The sequence below is a fragment of the Nonomuraea rubra genome (assembly GCF_014207985.1).
GTDB lineage: Bacteria > Actinomycetota > Actinomycetes > Streptosporangiales > Streptosporangiaceae > Nonomuraea > Nonomuraea rubra.
Window position 1 is genome coordinate 8,889,211 of the sequence record NZ_JACHMI010000001.1, and the last position, 19,162, is coordinate 8,908,372.

The 19,162-nt window shown below is 67.6% G+C and carries 12 protein-coding genes and 3 pseudogenes; 6 read left to right on the forward strand and 9 right to left on the reverse strand.

The window, feature by feature from the left end:
- Positions 1-407: 407 nt before the first annotated feature.
- A complete protein-coding gene (locus HD593_RS40465) occupies positions 408-740 on the reverse strand; it encodes a tyrosine-type recombinase/integrase (protein WP_185107538.1) in 333 nt (110 codons plus the stop codon).
- Positions 741-773: 33 nt separating this feature from the next.
- On the opposite strand from HD593_RS40465, the gene HD593_RS60630 reads away from it, so the two are divergent.
- Positions 774-1,058, forward strand: a complete 285-nt coding sequence (locus tag HD593_RS60630) for a carbohydrate-binding protein (RefSeq protein WP_221525222.1) — start codon at positions 774-776, stop codon at positions 1,056-1,058.
- Between the two features lie 225 nt (positions 1,059-1,283).
- Here the strand turns inward: HD593_RS60630 and HD593_RS40475 are convergent.
- The 3 genes and pseudogenes from HD593_RS40475 to HD593_RS40485 form a co-directional block, all read right to left on the reverse strand.
- Positions 1,284-1,763 (reverse strand): annotated as a pseudogene (locus HD593_RS40475) (transposase); the annotation flags it as partial.
- 7 nt (positions 1,764-1,770) lie between these two features.
- Positions 1,771-3,870 carry an ISAzo13 family transposase gene (locus HD593_RS40480; protein WP_185101737.1) on the reverse strand — a complete coding sequence of 700 codons (2,100 nt, stop codon included), beginning with the start codon at positions 3,868-3,870 and terminating at the stop codon, positions 1,771-1,773.
- Between the two features lie 49 nt (positions 3,871-3,919).
- Positions 3,920-4,696, reverse strand: a pseudogene (locus HD593_RS40485) (IS256 family transposase); the annotation flags it as partial.
- 710 nt (positions 4,697-5,406) lie between these two features.
- Between HD593_RS40485 and HD593_RS65320 the strand changes: the two are divergent.
- Positions 5,407-5,625, forward strand: a pseudogene (locus tag HD593_RS65320) (hypothetical protein); the annotation flags it as partial.
- Between the two features lie 416 nt (positions 5,626-6,041).
- Here the strand turns inward: HD593_RS65320 and HD593_RS40495 are convergent.
- The 3 genes from HD593_RS40495 to HD593_RS40505 are packed head-to-tail and all read right to left on the reverse strand — an operon-like array spanning position 6,042 to position 9,974.
- A complete protein-coding gene (locus tag HD593_RS40495; RefSeq protein ID WP_221525223.1) occupies positions 6,042-7,034 on the reverse strand; it encodes a hydroxyacid dehydrogenase in 993 nt (330 codons plus the stop codon).
- Positions 7,031-8,092 carry a LacI family DNA-binding transcriptional regulator gene (locus tag HD593_RS40500; protein ID WP_185107540.1) on the reverse strand — a complete coding sequence of 354 codons (1,062 nt, stop codon included), beginning with the start codon at positions 8,090-8,092 and terminating at the stop codon, positions 7,031-7,033. The genes HD593_RS40495 and HD593_RS40500 overlap by 4 nt, the downstream gene beginning before the upstream one ends.
- Positions 8,076-9,974, reverse strand: a complete 1,899-nt coding sequence (locus HD593_RS40505; RefSeq protein ID WP_185107542.1) for a DUF2264 domain-containing protein — start codon at positions 9,972-9,974, stop codon at positions 8,076-8,078. Before HD593_RS40505 ends, HD593_RS40500 begins: the two co-directional genes overlap by 17 nt.
- A gap of 272 nt (positions 9,975-10,246) precedes the next feature.
- On the opposite strand from HD593_RS40505, the gene HD593_RS40510 reads away from it, so the two are divergent.
- Genes HD593_RS40510 through HD593_RS40525 form a run of 4 tightly spaced genes read left to right on the forward strand, consistent with a single transcriptional unit; the run spans position 10,247 to position 16,499 of the window.
- Positions 10,247-12,247 (forward strand): ABC transporter substrate-binding protein, encoded by a 2,001-nt coding sequence (locus HD593_RS40510; RefSeq protein ID WP_185107544.1) that lies wholly within the window; start codon positions 10,247-10,249, stop codon positions 12,245-12,247.
- Between the two features lie 12 nt (positions 12,248-12,259).
- Positions 12,260-13,249 carry an ABC transporter permease gene (locus HD593_RS40515; RefSeq protein WP_185107546.1) on the forward strand — a complete coding sequence of 330 codons (990 nt, stop codon included), beginning with the start codon at positions 12,260-12,262 and terminating at the stop codon, positions 13,247-13,249.
- 12 nt (positions 13,250-13,261) lie between these two features.
- The gene (locus HD593_RS40520) at positions 13,262-14,362 is read left to right on the forward strand and encodes an ABC transporter permease (RefSeq protein ID WP_185107548.1); all 1,101 of its coding nucleotides are present in this window, start codon (positions 13,262-13,264) and stop codon (positions 14,360-14,362) included.
- A gap of 25 nt (positions 14,363-14,387) precedes the next feature.
- Positions 14,388-16,499: a dipeptide ABC transporter ATP-binding protein gene (locus HD593_RS40525; protein ID WP_221525224.1), complete on the forward strand. Its 2,112-nt coding sequence runs from the start codon at positions 14,388-14,390 to the stop codon at positions 16,497-16,499.
- An 89-nt stretch (positions 16,500-16,588) separates the two neighbouring features.
- Here the strand turns inward: HD593_RS40525 and HD593_RS40530 are convergent, their stop codons facing one another.
- Together HD593_RS40530 and HD593_RS40535 are read right to left on the reverse strand one after the other, a co-directional pair.
- A complete protein-coding gene (locus HD593_RS40530) occupies positions 16,589-17,356 on the reverse strand; it encodes an IS30 family transposase (RefSeq protein ID WP_221526407.1) in 768 nt (255 codons plus the stop codon).
- A 204-nt stretch (positions 17,357-17,560) separates the two neighbouring features.
- Complete coding sequence (locus tag HD593_RS40535; RefSeq protein WP_185107550.1) at positions 17,561-18,433, reverse strand: NAD(P)-dependent oxidoreductase; 873 nt, start codon at positions 18,431-18,433, stop codon at positions 17,561-17,563.
- Between the last annotated feature and the right edge of the window lie 729 nt (positions 18,434-19,162).

Genomic DNA, 19,162 nt, shown 5'->3' on the forward strand with positions numbered 1-19,162 from the left:
CTTCCCCTGACTGCCGAATGCGCTGACGTGTGGCTGCTCGCAAGTTGCTCGTACGTGTTGGATTTCCGCGGCTTTCGGGCATCCATGCCACATGTGTAACCCCCGGCAGCACCGACCCGCCGCACGCGAGACAGGGACAAATGGCGCATCATGCCGAATGGTCAAGAACGCATGGTTGCTCGGCGGTTGCTCGCGGGTAGGCGATACAGCACGGCACGCGTCGGCACAGACCGACACGACCACGGGGATAATCCCGGTCACGACGATACAAAACAGCACTCGGTGACACTGAGCGACATCAACCGAGGATTCTCATAATCCGTGGGTCGTGGGTTCAAGTCCCACCCGCCCTACCACGCCGACCTGCGGCTTTACCCGAATCCGTAGTCGCATCATCTGATCGTGAGTCACGGTGAGTCACGCCCCTCCCGACGCTTGCCGATCTTCCGGTTGGTCGCCCGGACCGCCTTCAGCACCAGCCGCGCCGTCGCGCGGGCGCTGTCGTGATACAGCTGCGGCAGCACCGAGACGTAGGTATCGACGGTCAACACGATGCCGGCATGCCCCAGCGTGCCCTGCACCACCTTCAACTCCGTCCCCGACGCCAGCGCCAACGTCGCAGCTCCATGGCGCAGGTCGTGCAACCGCACCGGCGGCAGCCCGCTCGCACTCACCAGCTTGTGGAAGCGGTGCGTGAGATGGCCCGGCTGCACCGGCGCTCCGCCGCCCAGGGTGAACATCGGGCCGGTCGATGACCACCGCTCCCCCGGCACGTGCGGGCGTCGGGTTCGGGCGGTGTTGTCGCCGACCAGCTCTCACTCGTCAAAACCTCTCCCGACACGCCACCGCCTCCGGGACGTTACGAGGCGGAGACCGCCCCGGCGGTGTGTCAGGGCACGATCGACACGAACTGGTCCGGATTCTCCGGCAGCGGGTTCTGCAACGGCAACAACGCGGCCGGTGCTTACGCGCAGTTCACGGTGAACGCCTCGGCGGCCGGTACGGCAACGCTGGGGATCCGGTTCGTCGGCTATCTCGACGTCGGCGCCGCTGCATAACCCCACAACCCGGCGCAGGCAGACCGTACGGCTCTGCCTGCGCCGTCTGGCATGGAACCGGTGCTCCGAGGTCGCCTTCGGTCAGTGATCGACGAGCTGGGTTACAGGCCGGCACTGGAGCGCACGGCAACTGCGTACCGGTTCCAGCGGATTGGTCGCACTCGGCAGGCCACGTCCACGGACGTGGTGTATGAATCGATCTTCGCGTGATCCTGTTTCTGCAGGTTAAGCGGTAAGTGTGTGCGGAAGTGGATTTGGGGTCGGTGTGTCGCCGGTGATCAGCCGGACGCGGGCTTTGGCGAGGATGTCCAGGCCCATGTAGCGGCGGGCTTCGGTCCATTCGTCGGTCTGTTCGGCCAGCACCGCGCCGACCAGCCGGATGATCGAGGGCCGGTCGGGGAAGATGCCCACCACGTCGGTGCGGCGGCGGATCTCTTTGTTCAACCGTTCCTGCGGATTGTTCGACCAGATCTGCCGCCAGGTCTCACGCGGGAAGGCAGCGAAGGCGAGCAGGTCCTCGCGGGCGGCGTCCAGATGTTCACATGCGGCCGGATACTTCGCCTCCAGGGCGTCGATGACCCAGGCGTGCTGGGCGCGAACTTGCTCGGCGGCAGGCTGGTCGAAGATGGTGCGCACCAGGGTGGCCACCCACGGCTGGGCCGACTTGGGCACGGTGGTGAGCAGATTGCGCAGGTAGTGGAGCCGTAAAAAATCAAGGTGTCGATTCTGTGACTGCTGGGTTGTCGTCGTGTGGTGTGAGGGCGTTCAGGAGCGCGTCGGCGCTGGAGTAGCGGGTTGCGGCTCGGGTGACGGTGTAGTCGGTCTCCTCCAGCAGCGGGCGGACCCAGATCTGCGCGTTTCCGATGGTTCGCCGGCTCACCTGAAACAGCTCGGCCACGACTTGCCAGGTGCAGACCTTGCGCATGCCAAGGATGACCGCCAGGACGCGCTCGGCGTCGGTGATCTTCTCCTGGAAGATGCCTCCACGAGCGCTGGCCTGCCGGTCACCGCCGCGCTGGCGATGCTTGCGCTGCTCGGCCTCGGCGGCCTGCCGCAGCGACAGGCGCTCGGTCAGCGCGGCCAGTTCCGGGCGGCTCATCCCGGTCAGTGCCGGATCGGCGAGCAGCGCCAGCCGGTTCGGCCGTGCCGGGACGGTGTTGCTGTCCAGGAAGTCGCGCAGCGCACCGGCGCTGGTGAAGCGCAGCACGGTGGGCTTGATCGTGAGTTTGCGGGCGGCCAGGAGCTTGCCGGTCTCGGTGATCGCCTGACCGATCGGCGGCTGGCTGATCTCGAGCATCTCCGACAGGACGCGCTGGGAGCAGATCTGGCGGAGATAGACAATGGCGATCAGGGTCTTGTCGGCGTCGGTGAGCAGGGGGCGTCCGTGGTTAGCCTTGGCCTGCCGGCGTGGGCCACCACGGATTTCGAAGTTGCGCTGCTCGGCCAGGGCCGCCTGACCCGGAGCCAGGCATGCGGCCAGCTCGTTCAGCTCCTGGCGGCTCATCCCAGTCAGCCGGGGATCGGCCAGAGCATGCAGGCTTTCGGACCGGATGCGCGCCTGGTCATCGCATGGGGACAGGGGCGGGTGGCCGTCTGCCGGGCTGATTGTGTAGTTCCAGGCGCCGCGCTCGGTATGCGGGACGATGGGCAGCATGCTCATCCGCTCGGCCGACACCGACACGCCCAGCGGGTAGGCGTTGGTGTCCAGTTCGGCCGTGACGGTCAGCCCGGTGTGGGTGCGGGTCGCGGCGATGCTGTTGACCACGACCTCGTGGCTGGTCAGCGGCCTGCCGCGCCAGTTCATGGTGATGTGCGAGAACAGCCGGTGCTCTATCTTGTTCCACTTGCTGGTGCTCGGCGGGAAGTGGCAGACGGTCACCGTCAGCCCGGTCTCGGCGGCGAAGCCAGCCAGCTCGGCCTTCCATAACCGGAAGCGATAGCTGTTGGAGCCTCCGCAGTCCGCCGTGATGAGCAGCCGGTTCGCGTTCGGGTAGTCCAGGCTGCCGCGGCCGCGCCACCAGCGCCGGATCGATTCCACCGCGAACGCCGAGGTGTCGTGGTCGATCCCGACGTTCACCCAGCCCGTGTTGCGGGCCATGTCGTAGATTCCGTACGGGATCGCGTGCGGCACGTGCGGACCGGTGAAGAAGAAGCTGTGGTCCTCAACCCGGACCGGGTCGCCCTTGGGCCTCCATTGTCGGCCGGGGTTCGGCAGATCGCCCAGATACTCCTTCTTCTTCGTGTCCACGCTGATCACCGGCTCACCGTCCGCCTGATGAGCCTTGACCTGCTCGTTGATGTAACGAAATTGCGCGTCCCGGTCCGGATGCTGCTTGCCTTCCAGCGTCTTGGCATTGGCCTGCAAACTGAAGCCTTGGTCCTTCAACAGCCGGCCCACCGTCGGAGCCGAGACCGGACGGCCCTGCCGGGTCAGTTCCTGGGCCAGATCACGCAGCGACCTGGTAGTCCAGCGCAGCGGCGAGGCCGGATCCCCGCGCTCATCCGGCTCCACCAGCGCCAGCAGTGCCAGCACCAGATCCGGGTCCTGAGCTTCAGCCGTCTTGCGACCGCCACCACGACGACGGACACGGCCATCCGGCAGCGGATCCTCACCGGCCTCCAGCTCGAACACGCCGGCACGGACCGTCGTTTCGGACACTCTGGCCACTGCCGCCACCGCCCGCACCCCACCATGTCCGAGCAGCCGAGCCTCCTGGCCCATCACCAGACGCCGCTGCCGCTCGTTCAAATGCGGAAACAGCACCCTGAACCGCAAGGAAAGCTGATCGCGGACTTCGTCCGGTATGCCCATACCAGGCCAACGAGTTCAAGATCGAAAAGCAACGCCTTATTTCTTGACGGCTCCAGTGGGTGCGGCAGCGCTGCCAGCACGCGCCCGGCAGGGCGGCGCCGATCGCCTCGACCAGGCCGCGGTGCGCGTCGGAGATGACCAGCTGCACCCCGGACAGGCCGCGGGCGACCAGGCCGCGCAGGAACGCCAGCCAACCGGCGCCGTCCTCGGCCGAGGTGACCTCCAGGCCGAGCACCTCGCGCTGGCCGTTGGCGTTGACGCCGGTGGCCACCAGCGCGTGCACGTTGATCGTGCGGCCGCCCTCACGCACCTTCTGGGTCAAGGCGTCGATCCAGACGAAGGTGTACGGGCCGGCGTCCAGGGCGCGTGTGCGGAAGGCTTCGACCTGCTCATCCAGCACCTTGGCCATCTGCGAGACCTGGCTCTTGGAGATGTGCTTGATGCCGAGCTGCTCGACCAGCTTGTCCACCCGCCGGGTGGAGACGCCGAGCAGGTAGCTGGTGGCCACCACGCTGATCAGCGCCTGCTCGGCCCGCCGCCGTCGCTCCAGCAGCCAGTCCGGGTAGTACGAGCCCGAGCGCAGCTTCGGAATCGCCAGCTCGATCGTGCCCGCCCGGGTGTCCCACTCGCGCGCCCGGTAGCCGTTACGGGAGTTGGTCCGCTCGTCGCTGCGCTGCCCGTAGGCGGCCCCGCACAGGCTGTCGGCCTCGGCCGACATCAACGTCTCGGCCATGGTCTTCACCATGGATCGCAACAGATCCGGGTCACCGGTCTCGATCTGCTGCGCCAGCCACCGCTCAGGCGACACACTGTTGTCCGCGGTCATCGCCGTTCTCCTTCTTGGAATCGTTGCTACGAAGGATCACGCGATGACCGTTCTCATTTCACGACGCCACACCTGCTGACCAGGTCAAACTCGTACACCACTTCCGCGGACGCAACCCACTCGGCATGCCTGACCTGCGCGAGCCGTACTTCGCCGAGTTCGCCTCCGCGTTCTTCACATCGGCTCAACCATTCTCGCGACGTCTGGTATGGATCGTGGCGAGATCGGCCCAGAAGGGGTGCCATCCGTGTCCTTCCTCCTCATGAAACTTTCGGCCCTCGCTCTCTTACTGCTCGGCGTGCTCGCCGCTCCGGTGACCGTCACCAACGGCACGCAGTTCCGCGACACCGCCGGGAACGTCCTACACGCGCACGGCGGTGGCGTGTTGAAGGTGGGCGGCTACTATTACTGGTTCGGCGAGCACCGCAATCCCGACAACACCTTCCGCGCCGTCTCGGTCTATCGATCCACGGACCTGCTGACCTGGGAGTTCCGCAACAACGTCCTCACCCAGTCGTCGCACGCCGAGCTCAACGTCGCCAACATCGAGCGGCCGAAGGTCATCTACAACAGCGCGACCGGCCGCTACGTCATGTGGATGCACAAGGAGAACGGCTCGAACTACAGCGAGGCGCGCGCCGCCGTGGCCTCCTCGGCGACCGTGGACGGGTCCCTACACCTATCACGGCAGCTTCCGCCCGCTGGGCCACATGTCGCGCGACATCACGCTCTACAACGACAACGGCACCGCCTACATGATCTCGGCGGCGGACGAGACCCACGACCTGCACATCTACCGGCTGACGGCGGACTATCTGAACGTCAGCACGCTGGTGGGCAACTTCTGGAACGACGCCCACCGCGAGGCCCCGGCGATGTTCAAGCGAGGCGACATCTACTTCCTGCTGACGTCCGGGGCGACGGGGTGGAACCCGAACCAGGCGAAGTACGCGACCGCGTCGAGCATCTCCGGCCCGTGGACGGGCTGGACCAACGTCGGCGACGGCACGACGTACAACTCCCAGCCCGCTTTCGTGCTGCCCGTCCAGGGCTCGGCGACCACGAGCTACCTGTACATGGGTGACCGCTGGGCCGGTGCGTGGGGCGGGCCGGTGAACGATTCGCAGTACGTCTGGCTGCACATCGCGTTCCCCTCGGCAACCAGCATTGGTCGCGCACGGCCGTCCGACGCCCGTCTCGACGTGACGCGGCTCCGCGGTACGGCCCAGCCGGCGAGCTGTCCACGGCGGCAGCATCGCGGATTCACTCATTCCGAACGGCGGTTGGGGCGTGCGCACCGCCGTCTTCCCGTCGGAGCAAGTCAACAGGATGCCGAGCTTGACGCTCACGCGATCCTGAGCAGATCGGCGGAGCGCACCTGCCCGCGCAGCGGCTGCCCGGTGATGAACCGCTCGATCTCGCCGACCGCGTATTCCCCTAGGGCGCGCAACTCCCTACCGCGGGCGCCGCTGATGTGTGGCGTCACCCAGACGCCAGGCGCCGCCAGCAGCGGATGCCCGGCAGGCAGGGGCTCGGGGTCGGTGACGTCGAGGATCGCGTTGAGCCTCCCGGAAGCGCACTCACGGGTGAGCGCGTCGGTGTCCACGAGCGTGCCGCGGGCGGTGTTGATCAGTGTGGCGCCGTCCGGCAGCAGGCCGAGTCGGCGTTTGTCCAGGATCTGGTACGTCTCTGGGAGGGCGGGAGCGTGAATGGTCACCAGGTTCGCGCGGCGGCACAGGTTGTCGAGCTCGACCAGCTCGCAGCCGAGCTCGCGGGCCTGGTGAGCGTTCACATACGGGTCGGTGAGCAGCGGCGTCACGCGGTATGACGTGAGCCGCTCGATGACCAGGCGGCCGATGCGCGAGGCGCCGATGACACCGACGGTGGCGCCGCCGAGCCCGGCCGCTTCACCGGCGTTCGGCACTCCGGGATACGGGCCAGCAGGCCAGCCGCCGGTGGCGTAGGCGTGGATCCGCCGCGGCACCGACTTGGCAGCCAGAACCAGCATGGACATCGTGTAGTCGGCCACGGGGGCCGCGTTGGCATCGGCGGCTGACGACACGACGATCCCCCTCTCGAACACCTCTGGGGTGAGATGCCCCTTGACGCTGCCCGCCGCGTGCACGATCGCCCGCAGCCGGGGGGCACCGTCCAGCACAGCCGCGTCCACCCGGGGACAGCCCCACCCGGTGATGAGCACCTCCACGTCGCCGAGCGTTCCGCGAAGGCCGCTGAGGACGGTGCCGGGAACGTCGACCAGCTCGGCGAGCCGTACGCGCAGGTCATCGGGGAAGATCTCGCCGAACAACGCACCGCGCATGGCGAAGGCGGCTCTCAACGCACGTTCCCCACTCGTTTGACTGAATTCCTGACCACGATGTGGGTACCGAGCGTGATCGGAGCCTCGACCAGAGGGTTCTTGCCGGACAGGGCGAGACGCACCGCGGCCCGGCCCAGCTCGGCGTGCGGCAGGTGAACGGTGGTCAGCCCGATGTCCTCGGCTGGCGGCGTGTCGTCATAGCCGACGATGGAGATGTCGTCGGGAATGCGAAGCCCGTGCTCGCGGATCGCCTGGAAAGCGCCGGCGGCGATCACGTCGGTGGCGGCGAAGACTGCGGTGAAGTCCCGCGTGAAGTCACCGGCTCCGGCGGCGAGCCGATGCTTCATCGCCGCGTAACCGCTCGACCGGTCGTAACCGCAGCCCACTTCGAGCTCGGGGTCGTAGACCGCCCCGAAGTCGGCCAGGGCCGTGCGATAGCCCGCCACCCGGCTGTCCGACGTGCTCTGGCCGAGGCGGAGCCCCAGGTAGAGGATGCGGCGATGCCCGGCGGACAGCAGGTGAGTGGTGATCGCGTGCGCTCCACCGGTGTTGTCGAAGCCCACCGTGAACGCCGGCACCCCGTCGCCGAGCGGCGGGCGGCCGCACAGCGCCAGGCACGAGCCCGAATCGGCCAGGCTGTGGGCGTAGCGGGTCATGCGCCGTTTGTAGTCGTCGTCCTGAATCACGCTGCCCACGAGGATCACGGCCTCGGCCCGCTGCTCGCGCATCATCTGGACGACGGCGAGCTCGCGTTGGGGGTCGCCTCCGGTGGTGCAGATCAGGCACAGCCGTCCCTCGGCCGTGGCCTGCTCCTCCACGCCCTGGGCGATGTAGGAGTAGTAAGCCGTGGCGACCGAGTTGATGACGATGGCCACGGCGCCGGGTGCGGCCACGGACAGGGCTCTGGCGTGGGCGTTGCGCACATAATCCAGCTCGCCCACGGCTTGGAGCACCTTGTGCCGGGTGGCCGGCTGCACCGGGTAGTCGCCGGCCAGCGTGCGTGAGACGGTCGCCACCGAGACCCCGGCGTGCTTGGCGACGTCGCGGATGGTGACGCGTTTAGCCGGTCCAGACAACGCGTTCCTCCACGGATCCGTGTCGGCTGTAGACGGGTTCGCGGCCCAGGGCGACCTCGACGTGCAGTCCGGCGGTATCGTCCCACGAGACGTGATCACCGTTCACGCGAACGTTGGGGGGCGGGATCAAGGAGCCGCGGCTCAGCCGCACCGCCGAGACGAAGACTCCGTGGCCGCCCGGGTGGGTGCCCACGAGGCACGGGGTGGCGGAGTGCGCGCCGATCGCGTTCTCGTCCTGGCGGAGCACGGCCTGGACGGTGCGCCAGCCGTGCAGCCCGACGATCTCGCTCACAAGCCCGATCTCCGCCGGAGCCGGAGCCAGCGCCGGAATCGGGGCCACATCGGTCTCCGTGGAAGCCCGAGCCGGGGCGGTCTTCACCAAGGCGGTGTGCCCGGACAGGGTGACGTCGCACGGCCGGTCCGAGGCGAGGGCGTGCGCGCCGTCGCGGACCATGCTGTCCTCCGGAGCAGTGACGCGGTGCACGCGCACTTCCCACGGGCCGTCGAGCACGGAGGCGGTCTCCACGACGACCTCGCCGTCGGCGTAACGGGAGGCGGCGAAGTCGCGGGCGATCCCGATGCGCTCGATGCGGCGGCGCCGGATGGCCCGCCCGTCGGGCAGGATCACGGTGAGGTGGTTGTCGGCGTTGTCGGCCCGGCCGCCGGGGCCGGTCTCGGGCGCGGTGTGGGTGGAGTAGCCGAGCTTGGTGTAGTGGGGGTCGTCCCTGGCGCTGTCCGGGTCGTTGCCGTCGCTGCCGTGGTTGACCAGGCGGGTGACGCCATCCGTCCGGTGCAGCAGCCAGCCGGGGGCGGGCAGGGTCACGGTGAGGTCGCCCTCGTCGGGCTCGGCGGGCGGCGCCGTCCACACCGGGTGGTCGGGGCCCAGCAGCAGGCCCGCGAACCCCTTGGCGGCCCAGTATGGCGAGGCCGGCCCGGAATATCCCTGGGTGACCGGCAGGTAGGGCCGGTGCCACCCCAGACTGAGCAGGCCTCGCTCGTCGGGCACGCCGTGGGCGGCGAAGTGGTCCAGCGTGCGGCCCGCCATCAGGCGCGTGGTCCCCGGCGCGATCGGGGAGGCGTCGAAGATCGTGCCCAGCCAGAGCGGGGCCACGCTCGCCATCCGGTACGTGAGCGAGCGCCCCTGGTGCATGGGGGCGCCGTCGGGGGCGAAGAAGTGCCGGTAGCCGTCGAGGAAGGCGCGCAGCCGTTTCCGGTAGACCGTGGCGTCGGCGCCTGACATCCTGGTCCACCACAGCGTGTAGAGGTGGATCGCCCAGCCGCAGTAGTAGTCGTAGTTCTGCCCGGCGCCGTCGGTGTACCAGCCGTCACCGACGTACCAGCGCTCCACGTCCGCGAGGTGCCCGTCGATCTCGTCCTTGTCGTACGGCCCGCCGACCCCGGCGAGGAACTGCTCGACGATCACTTTGAACAGCACCCAGTTGCACGGCCAGGCACGTTTGCCCACGATCCCGCCGAGCCAGGACATCACCCGCTCCTGGACGCCGGGATCGAGCCGGTCGAACAGCAGAGGCCGGGTTTCGTGCAGCGCGATCGCGATCGAGGCGGCCTCCACGATCGTCTGGTGCCCGTCGGCGATGGGCTGCCAGGCGTACTCGTGGCCGGGGTCGGTGCCGTGCGCCAGTCCGTCGGCGTAGCGCTCGAGCAGCGCGGCGGGTGCGCCTGCCGGGTCACCCGCGAGGCGGAAGGCGGCGAGCAGGAAGGTGCGCGCGAACCCTTCGAGCCCGTCGGACGCGGGCCCCGCCCTGCCGGCCCGGCCCGGCAGGCGGTACTGCGCGGAGCCGGGCGTGGCGTACGGCGTCACGGCCTCCAGCAGCCCGTCCGCCACCTTCACCCAGTGCTCGCGGGGACGGTCATTACGCACGGCACCTCCTAGTAATCGGTTACCAAACATTACGCCGAAGATAGACATATCCCGCAACTACCGTCAATGCCCAACAAATCTCAACATAACAAAAAGCTAACAACTCTGTCGCGTTCCATGCTGGACGTGCTGTTCAGCGCGTCGGCGCGGGGATCCGCATCCGGCAGACGGGGTTGACGCGGGTGTAACCCGCTCTTAACGTTCAGCGCAACTTGTCGAGTTAACCGGTTACTACGACGACCTCCCCCCTCCGGCTGCCCTTGGAGTCTCGAATGGCAGATCGAATCGACCCACAGCGCTTCAGCCGTCGCGACCTGATCAGGCTCGGCAGTGGTGCCCTCCTCGTCACCGCGACGCTCACGGCGTGTACCAGTGAAGGATCACCAGGCGCCGCCCAGGCGTCGAAGAGCGCGGCGCCGCCGGCCAACCGGCCGCTGGAATCGCCGATGCTCGCGGAGCAGGTCAAGGCGGGGAAGCTACCGCCACTCGCCGGACGCCTGCCGGAAGTGGCCGACCGCCTGGTCGTGGACGGGCCCGAGGGTCTGGGCACCTACGGCGGTACCTACCGCGGCGGCTGCCTCGGCGAGGGCGACGACCCGTGGCTGGAGCGCCTGATCGGCTACGAGCCGATGCTGCGCGTCGATCCCACGATGAAGACCAGCATGCCGGGCGCGTTCAAGGAGATCGCCGCGAACGCCGACGGCACCGAGTACACCATCCACATGCGCAAGGGCATGCGCTGGTCGGACGGCCAGCCGTTCACGGCGGACGACGTGATGTTCGCCATCGAGGACGTCTACCTCAACGACGAGGTCACCGCGACCGGGCCGCCGCCCCTGCTGCTCGCGAACGGCAAGCCGGCCAAGGCCGAGAAGGTGGACGACCTCACCGTGAAGATCACCTTCGCCGAGCCCAAGGGCGACTTCCTCGACAACTGTCGTGGCGCCATCTGGTGGTCGGTCAACTTCGGGTTCTTCCCCAGGCACTACCTCAAGGACTTTCACCCGAAATACAACAAGGACTACAAGAAGGACATGAAGGAGAGGGGGTTCGGTGAGTTCCTTCCTTACTGGGAGGACCGGATCAAGTGGTGGAACAACCCTGAGCGGCCGACCCTGCACGCGTGGATCATCACCGACCCGCTGAATACCGGCGACCGGGTGGTGGCCGAGCGCAACCCGTACTACTGGAAGGTCGACTCCGGCGGCGCGCAGCTGCCGTACATCGACAAGATGGAGTTCGCCATCATCCAGGAAGCCGAGGTGATGGTGCTCCAGGCGGTGGACGGCAAGTTCGACTTCCACGCGCGGCACATCAACTCCGACGCCAACAAGCCGGTGCTGGCCGAGGGGCGGCAGAAGGGCGGCTACCGGTTCACCAAGGTCGAGCCCACCTCGATGAACCGGATGATCATCTCGCTCAACCTGTGCCACAAGGACAAGGACCTGCGTGACGTCTTCAGGAACAAGGACTTCCGCATTGGCCTGTCCCACGCCATCGACCGGCAGAACATCATCAACACGGCCTACCAGCGGCAGGGCGAGCCGTGGCAGGCCGCCCCGCACCGCAACTCGGAGTTCTTCGACGAGCAGATGGCCAAGCAGTACACGGAATTCGACGTGAACCTGGCCAACCAGCACCTCGACAAGGCGGGGCTGACGAAGAAGGATGACAAGGGCTTCCGCCTGCTGCCGAGCGGCGAGCGGCTGCGCTTTTCTCTCGACCTGACCACGCTGTTCCCCGAATGGGCCAACGCAGCCGAGCTGGTGCGCCAGAACTGGGAAGCCGTCGGCGTCGAGATGAAGGTCAATCCGATCGAGCGGACCCTTTTCTACGACCGCAAGGCGGTCGCGAACAACCAGCACGACGCCAACATCTGGGCCGGTGACGGCGGCTACCGCGTCGAGATCGAGGAGGCCCGCTGGTGGTTCCCCAACGGGGATGAGTCCAACTACGCCACCCCCTGGGGCAACTACTTCCAGACCCGGGGCGAGGGCGATGACGCTCAGAAGCCGCCCGCCGAGACGCTCAAGCAGATGGAGCTCTACTGGCAGATGGGCAGAGAGCCGGACCAGGCCAAGCGCAAGGAGCTGTTCCGGCAGATCCTGGCCATCGCCAAGGAGCAGTTCTACGTCATCGGTATCGTCCTGCCCACCGACGGGTACGCGATCGCGAGCAAGAAGCTGAAGAACGTGCCGGAGAGCTACCCGGACGCGTTCCTGCACCTCGCACCCGGCCCGGCCAACGTGCCGACCTGGTACTTCGAAGCCTGAGGAACCCGGCTCATGCTCCGTTACATCGGCAGGCGACTGCTCATCCTCATCCCGACGGTGACCGCGATCACGGTCATTACGTTTGTGGTGATTCAGCTTCCGCCGGGTGACTATCTGACCACGCTGACCGCGCAGCGAGCCTCTCAGGGCGATGCCTTGCCGACGGGCGAGCTGGCCCGGCTGACCGAGCGTTACGGTCTGGACAAACCGGTGATCGTGCAGTACTGGCAGTGGATCAGCAACATCCTGTTCCACGGCGACTTCGGCGAGTCCTTCGACTATGGCCGGCCGGTGGTGGCGCTGCTCGGCGAGCGGCTGCCGCTGACGATCGGGCTGTCGGTGGCGACGCTGCTCTTCATCTGGGCGGTGTCGTTCCCCATCGGCGTCTACTCCGCGATCCGGCAGTACTCCGTGGGCGACTACAGCTTCACCTTCCTCGGATACCTCGGGCTGGCCGTGCCCAACTTCCTCATCGCGCTCGTGCTGATGTGGATCGGGTTGCAGTTCTTCGACCTGAGCCCCGGAGGGATCCTGTCGCCTGAATACCGCGACGCCCCCTGGAGCCTGGCCAAGTTCGGCGACCTCGTGGCGCATCTGTGGATCCCGATCGTCATCTGGGGCACGGCCGGCACCGCGGGCAACATCCGCGTGCTGCGTGCCAACCTGCTGGACGAGCTGCGCAAACCGTACGTGGTCGCGGCCAGGGCGCGCGGCATGCCTGAGCGGAAGATGGCGATCATGTATCCGGTGCGGGTGGCGATGAACCCGTTCTTCTCCACCATCGGCTGGATCCTGCCCGGACTGATCGCCGCCGACGCGATCACGTCCAAGGTGCTGAACCTGCCGACCACGGGACCTCTGATGCTGCGCGCGCTGCTGGCCCAGGACATGTATCTCGCCGGGGCGATCCTGCTGATCAGCGCGGTGCTGGTGGTGGTGGGCACGCTGATCTCCGACATCGCGCTCGGGTGGCTGGATCCGCGCGTCCGGCTGAGGTATTAGGAGGGACGCGCCATGAACGACTCGTCAGTCAAGGATGAGACCCTCGCCGTCGCGTCGCAGTGGAAGCTTGTCTGGTGGGGCTTCAAGCGCCACCGGGTCGCGCTGATCTGCGGGTTCGTCACCATCGCGATCTACCTGGTGGCGGTCTTCGCGCCGTTCCTCGCCCCGGGCTCCGGCCAGAAGGCCAACGCCGATTACACCTACGCCCCGCCCCAGTCGCTCCATTTCGACTTCGACACCGGCCTGTACGTCAACCCGTACACCTTCGAGCAGGACCCGGAGACGCTGGCCCTGTCGTTCACCACCGACGAGAGCAAGAAGGTGCCGGTCGGGTTCTTCGTCAAGGGTGAGCCGTACGAACTGCTCGGCTTCATCCCCTGGGACCGGCACCTCTTCGGGCCCGAGGATCCGAACGGCCCGCCCATGTATCTGCTGGGCACCGACTCGGTCGGCCGGGACCTGCTGTCCAGGATCATCAGAGGCACCACGGTCTCCATGTCGATCGGCCTGGTCGGCGTGCTGCTCTCGCTGCTGCTGGGCATCGTCCTGGGCGGGGTGTCGGGCTACGTCGGCGGGCGGACGGACACGGTGATCCAGCGGATCATCGAGATCATCATGTCGATCCCCACGATCCCGCTCTGGATGGCGCTGTTCGCGGCCGTGCCGGCCTCGTGGAGCCAGCTCGAACGCTACTTCGCGCTCACCGTCGTGATCTCGCTGGTCGGATGGACCGGCATGGCCAGGGAGGTGCGGGGCAAGTTCTTCGCGGTACGGGGCGAGGAATACGTCATGGCCGCGACCGCCGACGGTGCCGGCCGCTTCCGGATCATGTTCCGGCACATGCTGCCGTCCTTCACCAGCCACATCATCGCCAACCTGTCACTGTCAATCCCGACGGTGATCCTGGCCGAGACCGCACTGTCGTTCATCGGGATCGGCCTGCAGACGCCGATGATCAGCTGGGGTGTGCTGCTGCAGGAGGCGCAGAACATCCGGGCGGTGTCCACCGCGCCATGGATGCTGGTCCCCGGCGTCGCGGTGGTGGTGACCGTCCTGGCCATGAACTTCTTCGGTGACGGTCTTCGTGACGCGGCCGACCCCTACAAACACTGACCCTGTCGGACGCACGGAGGAACTCGTGGAAGAACCGCTGCTCAGGATCGAGGGGCTGCGCACCCACTTCTTCACCTCGGAAGGCGTGCTGAAGGCCGTGGACGGGATGGACCTCTCGGTGCCGGCCGGCACGACCGTCTGCCTGGTCGGCGAGTCGGGCTGCGGCAAGTCCGTCACCGCCCGCTCGATCCTCCAGCTCGTGGACAAGCCGGGCAAGATCGTGGATGGCTCGATTCGCTGGAACGGCAAGGTCGACCTGGCCCGGCTGCACCCGGCGGGAGAGGAGATCCGGCGGGTGCGCGGCGGCGAGATCGGCATGATCTTCCAGGAGCCGATGGCCTCGCTGTCGCCCATGTACACCGTGGGCGCCCAGCTCTCTCAGGCGCTGCGCCTGCATCGCGACCTCACCAAGCAGGAGGCCAGGCAGGAGAGCATAGCGCTGCTGCGCAAGGTCGGCATCCCCAACGCCGAGCAGCGCTTCGACAGCTACCCGTTCCAGCTCTCCGGCGGCATGTGCCAGCGTGTGATGATCGCGATCGCGCTGTGCTGCGACCCGGCGCTGTTGATCGCCGACGAGCCCACCACCGCGCTCGACGTCACCACCCAGGCGCGCATCCTCGACCTGATGATGGACCTGCGCGCGCAGAACGACATGGCGATCTTGTTCATTACGCACGACCTCGGCGTGGTCGCGGAGATCGCCGACGAGGTCGCCGTGATGTATCTCGGCAAGGTCGTCGAGCACGGCACGGTAGACGAGATCTTCTCCGACCCGCGCCACCCGTACACGCGGGCGCTGCTGCGCTCGATCCCGAAGCTGCGCGGGAGCGGGGCCAGGCAGCGGCTGACCGCGATTCGCGGCATGGTGCCGGCGCTGCGCCGGGTGCCGGACGGCTGCCCGTTCCACACCCGCTGCGACCACGCGATCGAAGGCCTGTGCGACACCGCGCCGCCCCCGCTCAGGACGTACGGCGGCGACGGGCACCTGGCCTACTGCCACCTCGACGAGGTCCCTGCGGAGCGCTCCGCCCCGGTCGTGGCCAGGGTCGCCGAGCGCGCCTCCGCGAGCGAGGCGGAGCCGCTGCTCAGAATCGAGGGACTGACCAAGCACTACCCGAGCGGCGGCGGCCTGTTCCGCAGGCCGTCGGGAGCCGTCCGCGCCGTGGACGGGGTGGACCTGGCGATCCCGGCGGGGCGGACGCTCGGCCTGGTGGGGGAGTCGGGATGCGGGAAGACCACGCTCGGCCGATGCGTCGCCCGGCTGATCGACCCGACCTCGGGGCGGATCCTCTATCGCACCGCCGAGGGAGACGAGGTCGATCTCGTCACGGTCACGGGTGCCAGGCTGAAGGAGTTCCGGCGGCAGATCCGGGTGATATTTCAGGATCCGTTCTCATCACTGAACCCCCGCATGACGCTCCAGCAGATCGTCGGCGAGCCGCTCAAGACCCATGGCATCGCCGGCGGCAGCGAACTGAAGGACCGGGTCGCGGACATGCTCGTCCGCGTCGGACTGCGGCCCGAGTACATGCAGCGCTATCCGCACGCGTTCTCCGGCGGGCAGCGGCAGCGCATCAACATCGCGCGGGCCCTGATCACCGAGCCCCGGCTGGTGATCGCCGACGAGCCAGTCTCCGCGCTGGACGTGTCCGTCCGCGCCCAGATACTGAACCTGCTCACCGACCTGCAGGACGAGCTCGGGCTCACCTACCTGTTCATCTCGCACGACCTTTCCGTGGTCGAGCACATCAGCGATCGCGTCACGGTCATGTACCTCGGCAAGGTCGCGGAGGACGCCGACACGGCCAACCTCTACCGGCAGCCGCTCCATCCGTACACCGAGGCGCTCTTGCACGCCGTGCCGGTGCCCGACCCAGGCCTGCGGCGGGAGCGGCACGCGTACGAGATCGCCGACGACCTGCCCGACCCGGCCGCGCCGCCGCCCGGCTGCCGGTTCCACACCCGGTGCACGCACGTACGCGACGAACTGTGCCGCACCGTCGTGCCCGAGCTGCGGGCATTCGGCGAGTGGCGGCAGGCGGCCTGCCATCACGCAGCCGATCTCACCCTCGCCGGGATGGCATCGACGGCTCATGACGTGGAGGTGAGCGGTCTCACGGCGGGACGCGACGCGTAGCCGGTGACGGTCACGACCGGTTCGGGGCCGGCGTGATGGGATGGATCCGGCCGGCGGTGCGTGAGGTCGCAGCAGTGGTTAGCTTAGATTCAAAGATTCAAGGCAACACATTGGGCCGGGGTTCGGTAGCCGAGGCACTTGCGGGGGCGGTTGTTCAGTCGGGCGGCCAGTGCGTCAAGGTCGGCTTGGCTGTACAAGCTCAGATCGATGCCTATCGGCAGGCATTGCCGGATCAGTTTGTTCGTGTTCTCGTTCGTACCCCGCTGCCATGGGCTGCGCGGTGCCGCGAAATAGACGTCGACGCCGGTCGCTTCGGTCAGCAGCCGGTGGCCGGCGAGTTCCATACCGCGGTCCCAGGTCAGAGTGCTGCGCAGGCGGGCATCCATCCGTGAGAATGCCTGCTGCAGGGCGGGGATGACCGTCGTGGTGTGACGGCTGGGAAGCGCGACCATGGTCAGGTAGCGTGACTTGCGGTCGACCAGCGTCGCGATCTGGCTGTTCCTGGCTCCGACGATGAGATCGCCTTCGAGGTGGCCGAGCTCGGTCCGGGCGTTGGCTGTGTCAGGCCGTTCCTCGATCGGCCGTGCCCCGGTGATCTGGGAACGCCACTGGCCCTTGACCGTGTTCCTCTTGTTCTTGCGGATGGGACGGTGGGTGCGCAGCTTGGTGCACAGCTCACGCGGGATCAGCTTCCAGCGGGTCGTGCAGATCGCGCGGTAGATGCTTTCGTGGCTGATCCGCATGAGCGGGTTGCCGGCGTGCATCAGCCGCAGGTCTCCCGCGATCTGCTCCGGGGACCACTCATTGTCGAGCAGGTCGATGGGCCCTGCCCCGGTGAGCCCCCGATTCCGCGACAGCGGGTGCTACCTCGAGGGCAGACGCTGGCGTGGCCGAGGGCCTCCTGCACGGCCATCAATTCGACCCCGGCGGCCAGTATCAGCGACGGCACCACGGCGGAGATCATGCAGCCGCCCCGCGACAGTGCGAGGCCATGACGAAGACCAGCTCGCTGCGGCAGTTCAGGCGTTGCCGGATTGGGCAACCAGCCAGGACGGCCGTCCTCAGGCGTCGTCCCGGTTCGCGGCGAGCGTCCAGACCGCGTCCTCGCCCCGGCCCTGCGCGACACCGCGCCCGAACTCGGCCACGGCCGCGTCGAACAGCGGGGCCCGCGTGCCGGAGGAGGACAGCGCGTGCTGGAACGTCCGGGCCGCCTTCTCATAGGTGGCGAGGGTCGCCTGGTCGGTGCTGAAGTCCTCGTCGGCGAGCCGCTGGGCTATCTCCTCCTGCTGGAACTCCAGCACGCTGGCCACCCGCACCGCCAGTGGCATGAACTCCTTCGGCGAGATCCCTTGCGCCTTGGCGTACCGGGCGGCCTCAGCGAACGCGGCGAGGATGGTCATGTGGAAGGCGCCGACCGTGGCGGCCTCCAGGACGTTCGCGCCCTCCGGGGACTCGGAGACGTGGCGAGAAATGCCGCCGAGAAGCGCCAGTGGCTGCCGGGCGGTCTCCCATTCCGGTTCGCTGCCGGAGACCAGGAGCAGGAAATCGTCTCGTCCGACTTGTTCCGGATAACCGACGATCACAGCGTCGAGGTAGCCGCCGCCTTGCTCGGCGACCCGATCCCGCATCGGCCGCGCCTGATCAGGACTGCCCGTGGTCATGTTGACGACGACGCGGCCGGCCAGCGTCCCGGCGTCGCCGAGAACGGCCTGGACGACCTCGTAGGTGCTGAGGCAGATCACCACGATCCGCGCGCGCCCCACGGCCTCCTGTACGGTCGCGACGGCGGAGCACCCCGAGGCCGTCAGAGCCTGTGCGCGCTCCGGAGTCCTGTTCCACACCGTGACGTTCGCTCCCCTGGCCGCTAACGTCCTGGCCAGAGCAGACCCCATGAAGCCGCAGCCGAGCACGGCCACATCGAGCTGAGCAGACATCCGCGTGTCCCTTCGTGTGTCAATTGCTCGATCGGTCCCGTGCATGAGCGGAATCAGCGGTCATGAGCTCATCAGGCCGACCGCGCCTTCCCAGGTAAGCCTGCGCCCGGTGAGCCAGGCCGTGATTGATCCCACGTGCCACGCGATCTGAAGGAAACGTCACCGGCCCCGGTAATGGGGTGTGAGCCAGGTTCCAGGACGATCGATCACCAGTTCTGGGAGGTTTCCACCGGACCGGCACCCGGCTTCTCGTACTCTCAGCGCCTGGCCGTATAGGGGCTCTGCCGGGGTTAGCGATCAAGATCGCCAATGACACTCGCCAGCAGCCGTCGAGCGTGACACGGGGGCGGGACCGTGGACGGAATCTTCATCCCGACCATGGGCCGAGGCAGGCGTCATCGGCTCCGATTGAGGCCGCTGGGTTAGGACCCGTCTCTACACCTACAGGAGATTGACATCATCTTCCTTCTCAGTAACTATACTGACCAGTCAGGCCAGTTCAGAGCTTCTGAGACCATGGGCCCATTCACTGACGGGCTGCGGTGGCAGCACGGAAGCCAGAGGACATCCAACTGACACCCGGATCTCGCACGTGCGGCTGCCGCGCAGACACACCCGCCGGGCCGTGCTCCTGGGCGACGCCACGCACTGCATCAACCCGGTGTGCGGGGTGGGGGCGTATGCGTCGTTGCCGGGCGCGAAGACGGCGGCCGAGTCCCTGCGGGAGAC

Excerpts from the sequence above, each read along its gene's own strand:
- HD593_RS40515 (WP_185107546.1), top strand. The coding sequence starts at position 12,260 with ATGCTCCGTTACATCGGCAGGCGACTGCTCATCCTCATCCCGACGGTG.
- HD593_RS40465 (WP_185107538.1), bottom strand. The coding sequence starts at position 740 with ATGTTCACCCTGGGCGGCGGAGCGCCGGTGCAGCCGGGCCATCTCACG.
- HD593_RS40510 (WP_185107544.1), top strand. The coding sequence starts at position 10,247 with ATGGCAGATCGAATCGACCCACAGCGCTTCAGCCGTCGCGACCTGATC.
- HD593_RS40535 (WP_185107550.1), bottom strand. The coding sequence starts at position 18,433 with ATGTCTGCTCAGCTCGATGTGGCCGTGCTCGGCTGCGGCTTCATGGGG.
- HD593_RS40520 (WP_185107548.1), top strand. The coding sequence starts at position 13,262 with ATGAACGACTCGTCAGTCAAGGATGAGACCCTCGCCGTCGCGTCGCAG.
- HD593_RS40480 (WP_185101737.1), bottom strand. The coding sequence starts at position 3,870 with ATGGGCATACCGGACGAAGTCCGCGATCAGCTTTCCTTGCGGTTCAGG.